This window comes from Bacillus sp. D48C (assembly GCF_053345735.1).
Genome location: NZ_JBKFAQ010000015.1, coordinates 1 through 15,167 on the forward strand (window position 1 = coordinate 1; position 15,167 = coordinate 15,167).

Sequence of the window (15,167 nt, forward strand, 5' to 3'; positions counted from 1 at the left end):
AACTGGAGGAAACCCAGGAGGCGGAACGGGAACAGATAACGGAACTGGAGGAAACCCAGGAGGCGGAACGGGAACAGATAACGGAACTGGAGGAAATCCAGGAGGCGAAACGGGAACAGATAACGGTAAAGTTATTGAAAGTACAACGAATCAAGTGATACATCAAAAAACAGAAAAAATACCAGATATTACTTCTAGTGTATTAATAAAAGAAGCAGTAGATACAGTCGAAAGTTATCAAGGTTTAATGAGCCTTTACGAAATGTATTATGGGATTGATTTAAGAACGAAAGATGTAGGTCCTAAGTTAGAAGAGGGAAGTTTAGATGCAATTGCGACGGATCAATCTTTGTACTACGTATTAAATAAACAAAGCTTAATCGATTTAATTTCAAATCTTGTTTCATCAAGTATTACTACAGAAATAAAGCAAGATATGTCAGGTTTAAAACAAAAAATAAACTCTTATCAACAATCTATTACTAGTGCGGATCAAAATTCTATGCTACTAGCGGAGAAATTAAATGGAACGACGCAACAAGCAACTAGTATGAATGAAAATTTAGGAGAGTATGTAAAAGGTTTAGCGAAATGGCGTGAGAATAGCTTAAAGCTAGTTGAAGAGCAGCAAGTAGTAACAACAAATCATGCTGGTGAGCAAACGGCTGTTTTATCGTTAGATTCTGGTATTAAATCATTAATGATGCAAAGTCAGTCATTGGTCGAAAGTTCGAAGCATAGTTTAGCAACTTCAGACGATGTATATAAAACATTTGATCAAATTAATGGACAAGCAAAAGAAATTCAAGACAGCGGAACGACAATTGTTTCAAAAGCTGATTTATTATTAAATGACTTTACAAAGAAAATGGAAGATGATAAATCATTCTCCAAAAACTTTACGAAAATTTTAGCGAATAGTCGTATTGGAGATCGTCAAAATGAAATGCTATATGACTTTTTAGCTAGTCCAGTTCAAAAGCAAAATGATGGAGTAATTGTAGCAGGTAATGCTTTTACACCGTACTTAATTGTATTAACTTGTTTCATTGTTGCATTATTTACAGCATACGCAATTGCGAATCAAGAAAAGAAACGAATGCAATCGGATCATTTTGAAGAGAAATTCTCATTAATTGATATGAATGTACCAACTACAGTAGTAGCTTTCGGTATATCAATTGTGGAAGGAATTAGTATAGGTATCATTTCTGGGCGTCTTTTAAAGTTCGGTCAGGATCAAAGTTTACTATGGATTGCGTTCATCACATTTATTATGATGGCGTTTGTATTGGTCTCAACCTACTTATTACGACAAATAAAAATGGTAGGAATGTTTATACTATTAGTATTTTTAAGCATGTACCTATTTTTAACTGAGGCAGTTGGAAGTAAAGTAGATCAAATGTCTTCTGTCGGAAAGATACGTCAATTCTCACCGCTTCAGTATATAGAAAGTTTTCTAAATGATTTTATTAGTGGTAAAGATACTGGGAAAGTTATTTTTGTCGTATTGTTTGTAATTGCCATTATTGGATTGGTTAGTAATCTATTTGTATGGCATAAGAAATGGGAGGAAAAAGAAGTAAATGATCAAACAATGGAGCATAGTGGCTAAGTTATCATTTCTCTCTATCCTTTTACTGTTTGTCGCGCTACCGATAAGGAGCGCGGCTGACAGTTATCTTGGTGATGATGGGAAGATTAAGTTTAAAGTGGATCGACTTGAAGAAAGCGACCAAGAAAAAAATAAAAAGGAACATAAGGAAACAGAATTAGATAAAGCATCAATTGAGTTATTTAACCAAGATATAGAAGAAGAAATTGAGAAAAAGAAAAAGAAAGAACAAAAAGATATGGAAGCTCTGCGAGATTCTCTTTTTATAAAACAAAAAGAGAATAATAGTGTTAAAGATACGAAAAATAGTTTGTTTAGCAGTGAATACATTGTCAGAAAAAGTGCAGATGAAGTAGCGAGTAATGAAACAATGAATGAAGAGCCAATTAGTATAACAATAATATTATTATTTGGCGGCGGCATTCTACTTATTTGCATCGGTATTTATACGGTTCTTCGTAAAAGTTGGAGGTAAAGCGATGGCAATACAAACACATATTAATGTCACAGTAGATTTTAATAAATGGAATGGAAATACATACGATTTGCGTATTCCGAATCACCAATCTATTAAATATTTATTGAAAAACTTATTAGATACGCTAAAGATTGATAATCATGAAGGTTCACATTTTGTAATTAAAGTGAAAAATAAGTCAATTGTTTTAACAGATAATGATCGTTTAATTGATCACCAAATAACAGATGGAGATATTTTGCAAGTTTTATAAAGAATATTTTTTACTTTTAGTTATTTGAAAATAAGTTATTACGGGTTATAAAGAAAAGGAGAAGAGGATAAACATGACGGAAAAAATAATTCAAATTGATGCAATGAACTATCAATTTCAAATAGAAAAAGAAAATTGGAAATTGGAGATGACCAAATCTCAAACACGTATAAAAGACTTCCGTCAATTCGATATAATTACGGGCGTATCATCTGAATTTGTACCATTAACAATAGAAGAAGCGGATGATATGTTTACGTTTCTATATCAAGTAGATAAAAAATTATATAAGTGGGACAATCTTAGCCGTTTTGGAAGAAATGAGAAATTAAGACTACTTCGGAATGTTGCGCAGTTTCGTAAATATTTGAATAAACGAATCACGTTCTTTTTACATCCAGACAATATAGTTTTTAATGCTAATTTAATACCAAGTATTATACATAGAGGAATTCGAGATATTGTTCCACCAACCCCGTTATCAGAAGAACAATTTTTAACACAATATAAGTGTCTAATTATTGCTTTATTCTCCCAAAAACATAACTTTGATGATTTGTATGCTGGGTTACTAAAAGATGCAAAAGAAACAACATTTGAACAGACCGTTGCTCAAATGGAAAGCTTAGATGCATTACTGCAGTTTCTTGATGACAGCTTTGAGAAGGAACAAACAAAAACAGAGAAAAATATGCAGTTAGTACCTAAAAAAAGCTATAAATCGTTTAAATACTTAGCTTTTTCCTTCATAGCGGCGACAGTTATTTTAGCTGCTCCTTTAATATATTTCACTTTTATAAAATTTCCTTATCAAAATAAATTGTTAGAAGCAAATGCAAGTTTCATAGCAACTGATTATGACAAAGTCATTACGCAATTAAATGAAGAGGAATTTGAATCATTACCGATTGCATCTAAATATGAGTTAGCATTTGCATACATTACAGCTGAAAAACTAGGTGAAGCTCAAAAGAAATCGATTATGAAAAACATTAGTTTGAAAAGTGATGAAAAGTATTTGCTGTATTGGATGTATAACGGAAAAGGTAATTTTGATAAATCATTAGATTTAGCTAAGACACTTGATGATCCTCAGCTTATTATGTACGGCCTTGTTAAACAAATTGAATCACTGAAAAATAATCCGGATTTATCAGGAGAAGAACGTGATCAAAAGTTAAAAACATATGAGCAACAATTAGATGAATATAAAAAGAAATATGGCAATTCATCAAGCGATAAAAATTTGTCGGACACAGAGAAAAAAGAGTAAGCACTTGATGAGACAGTTGAAAAGGAGCAGTGAACACGGATGGAGCAACTATTAGTATTGACTTATGGAGACAAAATATATAAGTGCACATTACATCCAAATGAGCAATCAATAGTGTCGATTGGAAAAGAGTGGACAAATGATATTACGAATCCAAGTTTAGAACAAGAAATAGAGTTAAAGTGGAATAATGAAGTAAATGCTTGGATGGTACAGGATCAATTAATAGAATTCAATAAGGAAGTTGAGATTGGAAAAACAAGAGATGTGAGCTTGAAAATCTTTATATCTATTATTGGCACAACTAAAGTGTTTGATATCGGAACGAAACTTTCTCTTACAGTGAGTCGAAACGATTACGATGATATTTCTATTACCGGGACTAGTGTAGATTTAATGCTATCTCGCGAAACGTTGTACGATTCTTTTAAAGTGAACGTGTATGGCGGGGATGTATTTCATAATTATACGAAGTTAAAAGATAGCGTTATGTTGGAATCAGGAGACGTATTATATTTTGATGGTATTTTATTGGAGATTGGTAGTGAAGACATTCAAGTACTTTCTTCAGAAGATAAAGTGAAATCTGCGTTACCTATTTTAGTAGAATCAGAAACGAATTATCAAAGTGGTTATCCAGACTATCATCGTTCACCACGTATTATTTACCGTGAACCAGAAGAGAAAATGACAATTGCAAAGCCTTCAAGTATGCCATCAAAACCAACGGAGCATTTAGCAAGAATCATTGCACCTTCACTTGTCATGATTGTCGTAACTGTATTACTTGCTATTTTCATGAAATATGGAATGTTTATTATCGCATCGATTGCGATGACATTAGTAACAATCATTGTTTCTGTCACATCGTATATTAAAAATTTGAAGCAATATAAAGTCGACATTGTTGAACGAGATAAAAGCTATAGAGAGTATATAAAACAAAAAACGAAAGATTTACATGCAGAAAGTGAAAAACAGCGTCACGCATTACATTATCACAATCCAAATGTAGAAGTAATACGTAATATGGCAGTTCAAGTAAATCCTCGAATTTATGAAAAAACAATGTTACATCATGATTTCTTAACATTTAGCGTTGGAACAGGACAAGCTAATACGAGTTTTGAAATTCAATTTAATGAAGAAGAATTTAGTCAAACGAAAGATGAATTAATTGATATAGCACGTGAACTAAGACAGCGTTATCTATCATTGGAAGATGTACCAGTTGTAACAGATTTAATGAATGGACCAGTCGGTTATATTGGTCAACGCTCTTTAGTGTTAGAGCAATTACAATTATTAGTTGCACAAACGGCTTTATTCCATAGTTATTATGACTTGCAGTTTATTACTATTTTTCCGGAAGAAGAAAAAGAAAAATGGGATTGGATGCGCTGGTTACCTCATGGGAGTGTTCGCGATATAAATGTACGTGGATTTGTATACCATGATCGTAGCCGTGATCAAGTGTTAAATAGTTTGTATCAAATATTGAAAGAACGAAAATTAAAACTAGATGAAAAAAGTTCTACTAATGAAAAAATGTACTTTGCACCGCACTATGTCGTTCTCATTACAGATGAAAAACTAATATTAGACCATGTTGTTATGGAATTCTTTAATGATGATCCGAGTCAATTAGGTGTATCACTTGTATTTGTACAAGATGTTATGCAAAGTTTACCGGAGCATGTGAAAACGGTAATAGATATAAGAGATGCAAAACAAGGGAACATCATCTTAGAGCAAGGAGAGCTTGTTAACCGTCAATTTAAACTAAATCATGTGCCAAAAGGGTTCAATTTAGAAGATATTTCACGGGCATTAGCACCATTAAATCATTTGCAAAACTTAAAAAATAGTATTCCAGAAAGCGTAACATTTTTAGAAATGTACGGCGTTGAAAAAGTAAAAGAACTGAATATCACAAGTCGTTGGGAGAAAAATGCAGCGCATAAATCTTTAGCTGTACCACTTGGGCTACGTGGTAAAGAAGATATCGTAAACTTAAACTTACACGAAAAAGCACACGGACCACACGGATTAATAGCAGGTACAACCGGTTCAGGTAAATCAGAAATTATACAATCGTACATTTTATCTCTAGCAGTTAATTTCCATCCGTACGAAGTAGCCTTTTTACTAATTGACTATAAAGGCGGCGGTATGGCGAATTTATTCAAAAACTTACCGCATTTATTAGGAACAATTACGAACTTAGATGGAGCACAAAGTATGAGAGCGCTCGCATCAATTAAAGCTGAATTACAAAAAAGACAACGATTATTTGGGGAAAATGATGTAAACCATATTAATCAGTATCAAAAACTGTATAAAGAAGGCTTAGTAAGTGAACCGATGCCACATCTATTTTTAATTAGTGATGAATTCGCGGAACTGAAGTCAGAACAACCAGAATTTATGAAAGAGTTAGTTTCAACAGCGCGTATCGGTCGTTCACTCGGAATCCATTTAATATTAGCTACGCAAAAACCGAGTGGTGTTGTAGATGATCAAATTTGGAGTAACTCGAAATTCAAACTAGCACTAAAAGTTCAAAATACGTCAGATAGTAATGAAATTTTAAAAACACCGGATGCTGCTGAAATTACATTACCAGGACGTGCTTACTTACAAGTTGGGAATAATGAAATTTATGAATTATTCCAATCAGCTTGGAGCGGAGCAGACTATGTAGAAAACAAAGAGGATAAAGAACATTTAGACGCAACAATCTATGCAATAAATGATCTAGGACAATATGAAATATTAAGTGAAGATTTAAGTGGACTTGGTAGCAGTAAAGAAGTAATAAGCGTACCATCTGAACTGGATGCTGTTATTGACTACATTCACGATTACGCAGAAATAAATGAAATTGAAGCGTTAGCTAGACCGTGGTTACCACCACTTCCAGAAAGCGTATATTTACAAGACTTACATGCAATTCAGTTCAAAGAAGCATGGACGAAAGAAAAGAAACCATTACAAGCAACAGTTGGTCTACTAGATCAGCCTGAATTACAATCACAAACACCATTAACATTAGATATTAGTAAAGACGGACACGTAGCGGTCTTCTCAAGCCCAGGCTACGGAAAATCAACATTCTTACAATCAGTCATTATGGATGTAGCTCGTCAGCATAGTCCGGAGCATTTGCATGTGTATTTAGTGGACCTTGGAACAAATGGTCTTCTACCTTTAAAAGGATTACCTCATGTAGCGGATACGATTACGATTGACGAATCTGAAAAATGTTTAAAGTTTGTTGAAAGATTAACTCAGGAAATGAAAAATCGTAAACGATTATTAAGTGAATATGACGTTGCAAATATTGAAATGTATGAAAAGGCAAGTGGGAAAGAAATACCACATATTATTATTGCAATCGACAATTATGATGCAGTAAAAGAAGCGAAGTTCTATGAAAGCTTTGAAATGCTAATTATGCAAATTGTCCGAGATGGTGCAAGTTTAGGAATTCATACCTTAATTAGTGCAGGGCGACAAAATGCACTTAGAATTCAATTGTACAATAATATTAAAATCCAAACTTGCCTATATATGATTGATCAAAGTGAAGTAGCTAGTATTGTAGGGAGATCTGATATAAAAGTGGAAGAAACAGCAGGAAGAGCGTTAATAAAACTAGAATCTCCCACATTATTCCAGGTTGCATTACCTACGAAAGCAGAAGATGAATTACAGCAAATTCAATTATTACAACAAGAAGCAAATGATATGGACCGAGAATGGGATGGAGAACGTCCGAAGGCAATTCCAATGATGCCAGAAATTATTGATATTGCTACTTATCGTAAAAATAAAGACGTTACAAAAGCTCTACAAGCAGCAAGAATTCCAATGGGGCTTGATTTTGCAAACGTAGAAGTTGTAGCTCATGATATTGCAGTGAATGATCATTTAATGATTTATAGTGTAGATGATAGTATGAGAAAACAAATTGTATCTAGCATCCTATCTCAATTGAATAAAGATTATTTTGAAAGTGTGACGTTGGTGGATACAGCAGAGTATAGTTTCGTTCAATATAAAGACGATGTGACGCACTACATTGTAGACGAAAATGAAATCAATATGCATGCGAAGTATTGGATGGAAGTAATTCGTGAACGAGCTTTTGAATTAGCACAAGCAAGACAAGAAGGTAGAGAAATTCCTGCATTCACAAAACAACTCATTATCATGACAAATGTTGAAGAGTTTAGTAAATTTGTTTATTTAGAAATGGAGGATGCAGCGACTTTAATTGATTTATCTCGTACAGTAGGTATTTACTTTGTATTAGCAGGTCACCACGACTACATGGACCGAAATCGTGAAGCTCTACCTATGAAAATGAGAAGTAAGCTAACAGCAGCAATTATCGCAATGCCATTAAATGATCAAAGTATCTTCAACATAAAATATATAAGCAACGAAGCGCCATTAGGTAAAGATGAAGTGTATTACTATCAAAAAGGGAACATAATGAAACTAAAAATGCCTAGAGTAACTAACGAGGTGACAGTATGAAATTAAAGAAGAAAGTTAAGGTGATGATAGTCGTGTCAATAGTGGCAAGTTTATTAAGTGGATGTGGTTTTGGGGAAAAGCAAATAGATTATAAGCCATTTGTCAAAGCTTTGGATGAAGGTGACATGAGAAAGGTTATGTCTGCGAGTGATGATGGGTATGCGTATGTGAAGGAACGGGTTATTGATTTTACGACAGAAAAAAATGGTGATGACAGAATTCATAATACACTATATCAAACTACTGAAGGTATATATAATTTGAAAGAAAATTTATTGTATGGAGAGACCACTCAAAAAATAACAAGTGATATTAAGAACATAAAAGATAGACATAAGGATAATAAATATAAAGAAGAAGAAAAATATAGCACTAGGTTCATGTATAAAGATAGAAAGGGTTACAGTACTGATTCGAGCTTGGATGTTTCACATGTAAAACTAATTTTTAATAGATTGCAAGGTGTTGGGAGTTTACAACTGAAAGTAGATGGAAATAAAAAGAAATTTAATGAACCAAATACAGTTGGTTTTACGTTAACGGAATCACAATTTCAAGAAATAATTAACGATAAATTGAATTTGCAATATGATAGTTTTGAAACAGCATCAATTGTATTTAATTTTAATGATTCTAAAGATACGAAACAGCATCCAATGCAAATAATACAATTAATAATTTCAATTGTATATGAAAAGAAAAATAGTGAGGGAAAATTATTAACACATACTCAGCAAATATCTGTGAATTTTAGTAGTAAAAAGGATAATGATCAGGAAGCCAAGCAAGATTATGTGAATTATGAAAAGTCTTTTCAAAATAATAAATCATTCTAAGGGAGCTGATTTTTTTGAAGAAAGGTGTGGAAAAAAAAGAGGATTTAAGAATAAACTCTGATATGGGAAAGTTAGAGCTCGCTGGGCAAGATATATATAATTTTAGAGATGGCAAAGAACCGTATAATAATATTGGGGAGGATGCCGAAGAGAAAAACGAAGATCTCTTAGAAAAAAAATTTAATGCAAGACTAATAGATTCAGCAGAAGATAAAGACACCGGATTTGCTGCTTACGCATTTAAAGATAATAAAACAGGAGAAGTTATTATTTCATATGTTGGGACGGAACCTGGAAAAGACAACAATAGTGATGTAGTAGTAGATGCAGAGATAGGTGTTCACAATTTAACAAATGCAAATAAATTAGCATTTAGTAATTGGGAACATGAATTAAAAGTAAAACAATATGACCAAGGAGAGGCATTTTATGAAAAAATGAAACAATATGCTAATGGTAAAACTATTAGTATAACAGGACATTCTTTGGGCGGAGGTATTGCAAATACAGTAGCATTAAGGCATCAAAAAGACGATATTGATGTTTTAACACTAAATCCAGCTCCAGTTTTAAATCGAGATGTAGATAAATTCGGTAATGGGTTTGATATGAAAAATGTTCGGAATATCATTAATCAGAATGATCCTCTACATATTGGGATAAAGGCAGCAGACTTCACACTTCCAGGAAGAATGTATAAAATTCCGAATCAAGCAGGACACTCATATGCTTTTACAGAGAAGGATTATGATGAGAATGGACATCTAATATGGATTGATAAACTAACAAGTGATAATGACACGGGGTGGGATGCTATCCCGGGGTTTCTGGAATTTGCTCAATCTGCTGGGGCTATTTACACAGGAACTATACATGATGTATTTCATAGAAAAGTTTCTATACATGAAGAAAAGATAGCTGGAGTTACACTTAATTTGATATTAAGTGCAACGCCAATTTCTACTATTATAAACGGAATATTAGGTTACTCGGACATTGTACAAGGTAGCAAGGAGCTTGAAAAGCTAAAAGATAAAGTTCAAGAAGGTTTTTCAAGATTAAATACAAAGTATGAAGGGCTAAAATCTCAAATTACAGCAGAAGCAATCCAATTTAGTATAATGGCTACAGTTGAAATAAAAGGAGCGATAGATATCGCTGTAGAATGGATTGAAACAACTTTAGCGAAATGTAAGGAAAAAGTTTTAGAAGTATTAGAGTCTGTATTTAATACTGCTATAAATTTTTTAGCTGGAAGTGTTGTAGTATATTTAGCTACAAGTGAAATTTTAGAAATTGCAAAAGAAGTTGCAGCTTCTTACGTGCAAGATTTACTAGATTTGTTTAAAGGAGATTTTGTAGTTGATACAAATGTAGCTGCAATTGTATCTGAACATATATTAAGTCATCGTCACTCATTGTTAAATCTTTTTATGAATGACAACAGCAGGGGGATAAACCGTTCTTTATTAGGTGAAATTGCTAAAGATGTGAAGGAGTTATCAAAAGATTTAAAGCAATTAAACGACGATGTTTCAGAAGCGGTATTTTCTATGTTTGCAAAAGACGAAGAATTAGGAGCAGTTTCATATTATTAAAACTCCAAGTTTATAAATTTAAAAGAGAGGGGAATGAAGGTGGATTTACATACAATAATGTCAAGAGTTCATAGTACATTTCCAGCTAGTGGTGGACGAGAACAAATTATAAACGTTGTAGTGCAATTGGAAAAAGCAGCTGCATCTTTAACGGGGGATATTAGAAGGTTAGAGAGTAGTATTGATAGCACATTACAAGGAAAAACACGTGAGGCATTTATTGATCGTATCCGTCAATTAGAGAAAAAAAGACAAAAAATAGAAGAGAAAATTAGCGTACTAAAAGGGACAGTGAATTAATATGAAAGACTATATGGATAAAGTATTACCTTTAGGCAGTGTTGTAAGATTGGGTCTTAAAGAAGAGGAAGATGTGGAGTATGTAATCACTACGAGAGGTTTATTACTTGATGAAAACACATTCTATGATTATGGTGGAGTGTTGCATCCAGTGGGTTTAACCGAAGAAACGTATAAATTATTTAACCACACGGATATTGCAGAGGTTAAATTTGAAGGGTATCGAAATAAAATTGAAGGTCAATTCGCAGCTAAGTTTAAAATGTGGCGAAATGAGTTTGTTGAAAAAGTAATTGAAAAAAATAAAAAGCAACAACAAGCACAAGAGTTAGAAATAAAGGGAAAAAAAGAAATTTAAAAGGAAATAAGCTTTCCTCTTCCAAAAATGGAAAGAGGAAAGCTTATTTTGATTGAATAAGGGTGTCAGTATGAAGTTAAAGAAGAAAGCTAAGATGATAATAGTTCTGTCAATAGTAGCAAATTTATTAAGTGGATGTGGTTTTGGGGAGACGAAGATAGAGTATGAGAGATTAGTAAAGGCATTGGATGAAGGTGATATGAAGACGGTTATGTCTGCGAGTGATGAAGGGTATGTGTATGTGAAAGAAGAGGTTAGGGATAGCACTTTTATTGAGGATAATAATAAGCAAATAGGAGTAGTTTATCAAACAACGCAAGGTATTTATAGTATTAAAGATAATATTCTTTTTGGTGAGGCACAAAAGAAAGTCAATACTCCAGTTGAGGATGAAAAACATAGTGACAACCCACAATATAAAGAAGAAGTTGTATTCAAGTCAGATATAAGATACGAAAATGGACAGCTAGAAGCTTCAAATCGAGGGAAAGATATGTCTAATATAAAATTAATGCTTAATAGAGTGCAAGGAATAAAAGAATTGAAACCAAATGTGAATAAAAAAAGCTTCAGCCAACCAGCTACGATAAGCTATAATTTATCAGAAATTCAATTTAAAGAGATATTTAATGGGAATTTAGAATTAAAGTATGAGAAGTTTAGTTATGCAACACTACTAATTGAATTTAATTCTGCTAAGGATACAAAGGAAAATCCGATGGAAATAACAGAGATAACAATTTCGATAGGCTATAAACAAAGAAATGAAGAAAATAATATGATTAGGCATGATCAAGAAATAACAACATATTTACGTAATAAAGAAGAAAATAATCGGAAATCAAAAAAAGATTATTTACAATATGAAAAGAAATTTAAAGAAAGCCATTAATATATATAAGGGGGAGAATATGGCGAACGAGGAAGATTATAAATTAAGTAGTGATGTAGGAAAATTAAGATTATCGGCAAGAGATATTTATGATTATAATGCACAAGAAAAAATATAATAATTCTGATCCAATAATAAATAAATGAATAAATAAATAGAAATTACAAGACAACTTTAATGCTAATCTTATAGTTTCTGATGATATTCATTCAGTAACTGGATTTGGGGCATATGCTTTAGAGGATAGAAACACGCATGAAATTTTCATTGTATACGTTGGAAACCAACCGAGCCAAATAGGCTATTTAGCAACCGATGGAGCAATTTGGCTGCATAATTTAACTAATTCACCTATATTGGGGTCATTAGCGGAATTTCAGTATAGTCAAGCAGAAAAATTTTATGAAAAAGTCAAGGCGGGTAATAAAGGAAAGAAGATAACTTTACTAGTGCACTCTTTAGGTGGCGGAGCAGCGAATACAGTTGCATTAAGACATCAAGAAGATAATATAAACGTATTAGCTTTAAATCCTGCGCCTGTTTTAAATAAGGATGTGGTTAAGTACGTATACGGGACCAATATGAAGAATTGCCGCAGTCTTATAAATGAATATGGTCCTTTGGATGGCGCCATTAAAGCCACAGATTTTGTAATACCTGGACAGGTTTATAAAATGGAAAATGGGGATATTTCGGTATTTTTATAGTTAGGAAAAAGTTATTCTAAAAGGAGTATGTTGGGTGAATCATAGACGTAAGAAAAAGAAACCGAAACAAATAAGAAAAGAAGCTGTTCAGATAAAACCGATAGTAGAAGAAAAACCACTAAAGAAGAGTAGCAACAAGTTAATTGATATTCTCCTAGGTATTCTTCTTTTCCAAATTTTTATATGGGCTGTCTTGGAAGGTTCTACAACACAAGTAAGCAAAGGGAAGACTTTCCTTATTATCGTTTTCTTTATCTTATTGCAATAGGGTTATCTATGATAGGAAACAAATAAGGGGGAGTTCAGATGTTTAAGAAGAAGGAGAAAAAAAACATTTACGTTAGACTGGTAAACACACAAGGGGAAATCATTCGAGAGTTTAATTGTACAGAAAAAGACTTGCGAAAAGTAAAAGAAAATGGTGCTGAAATTCGTTTGGTTGGAGACAACTCATATGAGATGGTAGCAACCGATGAACAACTAGAACAACTAGCAAGAGCTGAAGCAGAAATCGAAGCGGAAATTAAGGCATGGGAAGATGCTTTAAATGAGAGTTTGGATGAACGCGAAGAAAGAGAAGCGAGACAGAAGGAATTGAAAGAAAAGAATAAATGGAGTACAAAGAAGAAAGTAATCGTATTTGGACTGATACTCTTTGTATTTATTGGATTACCTATTATCGAAGGGTATCAAAATAGTAAATTAGTTGAAGAAGGTACATCATTACATGCAGAAATTGTAGGTAGGCATGTAGAGAAGGAATTCATGTTTACACACCCCACATTAGTAGTTGAGGTAGATGGTAAAAAGCATAATGTATGGGTAAGTGAAGAGACATATAACGGAGCAGAGTGGTTAGGTAGACTAAAAGTCATCAAAACAAAAGATGGTAAAGTTGAGAAAGACCCTAGATATGAGGGGGAAGACTTAATTACGAGTTATTAAGCAGTATGTTTTTAATATTCGCTGCTCAAATTAAATAACATTATTATTTGCAAAAATCGAATCCATTAAAATAAAAAACAAATTTTAAATAACTGTAATAACCTCCTAGCATATTGTTGATGGGAGGTTATCACCTTTCTGAAGATAAAATTAAAGCTATATTATCTCGATACAATTGTGATGACAGTAACGTTTTTACTAAGTGAGTGCAATTTCAGAGAAACAAAAATAGAGTATGAGGGATATGGTTAAGTGAAAGAGAGAAGAATATTTAGAGCTTTTGAGGAGAAAGAAGGCTATTTGAACTATCAAAAGTATTCTGATTATGTACGGTAATTAATATAGAGATAATATTATCTGAATATAGTTACACAAAGATGAATGTACTTAAAAAGTTAGGAATGTAATGGGATTTTAGTGAATGAAAATTATTTAAACTGTATAGAAGGTGAAAAGTCAGGATGTGGAATATAAAAGAAGAAGATTTAGATAAGTTTAGGATGACATGTAATGATCGTTTAAGTCCTGAGGGTGCTACAGGATTTATGTTTGGAGGAATACTTTATAGTTCAATAGCCGTCTTTTCTATTATTGTATCAGGTGATTGGGATTACTGTATGGTTCTCCTTAATATAGGAATTGTTAAGCTGGAAGTGTTGTTATATGCTCTGCAAGTAATTTTTTTCATTTTATATTTATTTCCAAAAGCTCAATTTAAATTTCAAAAGCTACAAACACTTGTCGTATTATTATACGCACTTCAAATGGCTACTATATTACTTACAGTTTTAGTTGTTTCTGAAATAGCTAATAATTCAATGGATCGTATTACGTTGAATTATGAATGTTTGCTATATTTAGGAGCAGTAATTTTTCATATTGTAACAACAATAGATACATTTAAATTGGCAAGTGAAGGTGCGTTTAGTATGGATGAAAGATCCGTATCCTTTTTTAGTAAAACAAAAGGAACTATGATGAAAGTTGCTTCAATATACGCATTAATCATTCTTATTTTGATTTATTTTCATAATGATTATGCGTTTGATACTTTTATTGGATATGTAATAGGAACTGTTTTAATGTATACGATAGCCATAGGAGCAGCTGAATTTCAACTATTAGCATATTGCAGATTTAAATTTCCATCATTTAATAAAACGTGGGAGCAACATAAAAGAGAGACTCCAAGATATCGAAAGAAAAATAAAAAAAGTAAATCGAAACGTAAGGCATAAAGAAAGTGTGTATTGTAAGTTTTGATGATGAAAAAGTAATAATTTATAGGAGAGTATTTGAACTACGAAAAGAAAATTTACTTATGTAAGGTGATAAAAGTGATTAGTAGGTTATCTAATTGAAAA

Annotated in this window: 10 protein-coding genes and 5 pseudogenes; all 15 read left to right on the forward strand. The window is 32.6% G+C overall.

Going from position 1 to position 15,167, the window contains the following annotated elements; translation table 11 throughout:
- A pseudogene (locus tag ACLBXA_RS25595) lies at positions 1-1,618 on the forward strand (type VII secretion protein EsaA); the annotation flags it as partial.
- Entirely contained in the window at positions 1,590-2,093 is a 504-nt protein-coding gene (gene essA, locus ACLBXA_RS25600) for a type VII secretion protein EssA (RefSeq protein WP_000595661.1), read from the forward strand. The pseudogene ACLBXA_RS25595 and the gene essA, both read left to right, overlap by 29 nt.
- Positions 2,094-2,097: 4 nt before the next feature.
- A complete protein-coding gene (locus ACLBXA_RS25605) occupies positions 2,098-2,349 on the forward strand; it encodes an EsaB/YukD family protein (RefSeq protein ID WP_001007566.1) in 252 nt (83 codons plus the stop codon).
- 73 nt (positions 2,350-2,422) lie between these two features.
- Positions 2,423-3,622, forward strand: coding sequence for a type VII secretion protein EssB (essB, locus tag ACLBXA_RS25610; RefSeq protein ID WP_000136616.1), 1,200 nt, complete (start codon positions 2,423-2,425; stop codon positions 3,620-3,622).
- A gap of 39 nt (positions 3,623-3,661) precedes the next feature.
- A pseudogene (locus tag ACLBXA_RS25615) lies at positions 3,662-3,943 on the forward strand (FtsK/SpoIIIE N-terminal domain-containing protein); the annotation flags it as partial.
- A pseudogene (gene essC / locus ACLBXA_RS25620) lies at positions 3,938-8,167 on the forward strand (type VII secretion protein EssC); the annotation flags it as partial. The pseudogenes ACLBXA_RS25615 and essC, both read left to right, overlap by 6 nt.
- Positions 8,164-9,003: a DUF3952 domain-containing protein gene (locus tag ACLBXA_RS25625; RefSeq protein WP_000768496.1), complete on the forward strand. Its 840-nt coding sequence runs from the start codon at positions 8,164-8,166 to the stop codon at positions 9,001-9,003. The pseudogene essC and the gene ACLBXA_RS25625, both read left to right, overlap by 4 nt.
- Before the next feature lie 14 nt (positions 9,004-9,017).
- Complete coding sequence (locus ACLBXA_RS25630) at positions 9,018-10,601, forward strand: lipase family protein (RefSeq protein ID WP_000715953.1); 1,584 nt, start codon at positions 9,018-9,020, stop codon at positions 10,599-10,601.
- 39 nt (positions 10,602-10,640) lie between these two features.
- Complete coding sequence (locus ACLBXA_RS25635; protein WP_000363098.1) at positions 10,641-10,901, forward strand: hypothetical protein; 261 nt, start codon at positions 10,641-10,643, stop codon at positions 10,899-10,901.
- A 1-nt stretch (position 10,902) separates the two neighbouring features.
- Complete coding sequence (locus ACLBXA_RS25640) at positions 10,903-11,259, forward strand: DUF4176 domain-containing protein (RefSeq protein ID WP_000656384.1); 357 nt, start codon at positions 10,903-10,905, stop codon at positions 11,257-11,259.
- A 70-nt stretch (positions 11,260-11,329) separates the two neighbouring features.
- Positions 11,330-12,151: a DUF3952 domain-containing protein gene (locus tag ACLBXA_RS25645; protein WP_118961975.1), complete on the forward strand. Its 822-nt coding sequence runs from the start codon at positions 11,330-11,332 to the stop codon at positions 12,149-12,151.
- A 19-nt stretch (positions 12,152-12,170) separates the two neighbouring features.
- Positions 12,171-12,855 (forward strand): annotated as a pseudogene (locus ACLBXA_RS25650) (lipase); the annotation flags it as partial.
- 37 nt (positions 12,856-12,892) lie between these two features.
- Positions 12,893-13,152, forward strand: a pseudogene (locus ACLBXA_RS25655) (hypothetical protein).
- 12 nt (positions 13,153-13,164) lie between these two features.
- Positions 13,165-13,803: a hypothetical protein gene (locus tag ACLBXA_RS25660; RefSeq protein ID WP_000473563.1), complete on the forward strand. Its 639-nt coding sequence runs from the start codon at positions 13,165-13,167 to the stop codon at positions 13,801-13,803.
- Positions 13,804-14,264: 461 nt separating this feature from the next.
- Positions 14,265-15,041: a hypothetical protein gene (locus ACLBXA_RS25665; RefSeq protein ID WP_242297273.1), complete on the forward strand. Its 777-nt coding sequence runs from the start codon at positions 14,265-14,267 to the stop codon at positions 15,039-15,041.
- The last annotated feature ends 126 nt before the right edge of the window (positions 15,042-15,167 follow it).

Excerpts from the sequence above, each read along its gene's own strand:
- essB (WP_000136616.1), top strand. The coding sequence starts at position 2,423 with ATGACGGAAAAAATAATTCAAATTGATGCAATGAACTATCAATTTCAA.
- ACLBXA_RS25640 (WP_000656384.1), top strand. The coding sequence starts at position 10,903 with ATGAAAGACTATATGGATAAAGTATTACCTTTAGGCAGTGTTGTAAGA.
- essA (WP_000595661.1), top strand. The coding sequence starts at position 1,590 with ATGATCAAACAATGGAGCATAGTGGCTAAGTTATCATTTCTCTCTATC.
- ACLBXA_RS25660 (WP_000473563.1), top strand. The coding sequence starts at position 13,165 with ATGTTTAAGAAGAAGGAGAAAAAAAACATTTACGTTAGACTGGTAAAC.
- ACLBXA_RS25605 (WP_001007566.1), top strand. The coding sequence starts at position 2,098 with ATGGCAATACAAACACATATTAATGTCACAGTAGATTTTAATAAATGG.
- ACLBXA_RS25645 (WP_118961975.1), top strand. The coding sequence starts at position 11,330 with ATGAAGTTAAAGAAGAAAGCTAAGATGATAATAGTTCTGTCAATAGTA.
- ACLBXA_RS25625 (WP_000768496.1), top strand. The coding sequence starts at position 8,164 with ATGAAATTAAAGAAGAAAGTTAAGGTGATGATAGTCGTGTCAATAGTG.
- ACLBXA_RS25665 (WP_242297273.1), top strand. The coding sequence starts at position 14,265 with ATGTGGAATATAAAAGAAGAAGATTTAGATAAGTTTAGGATGACATGT.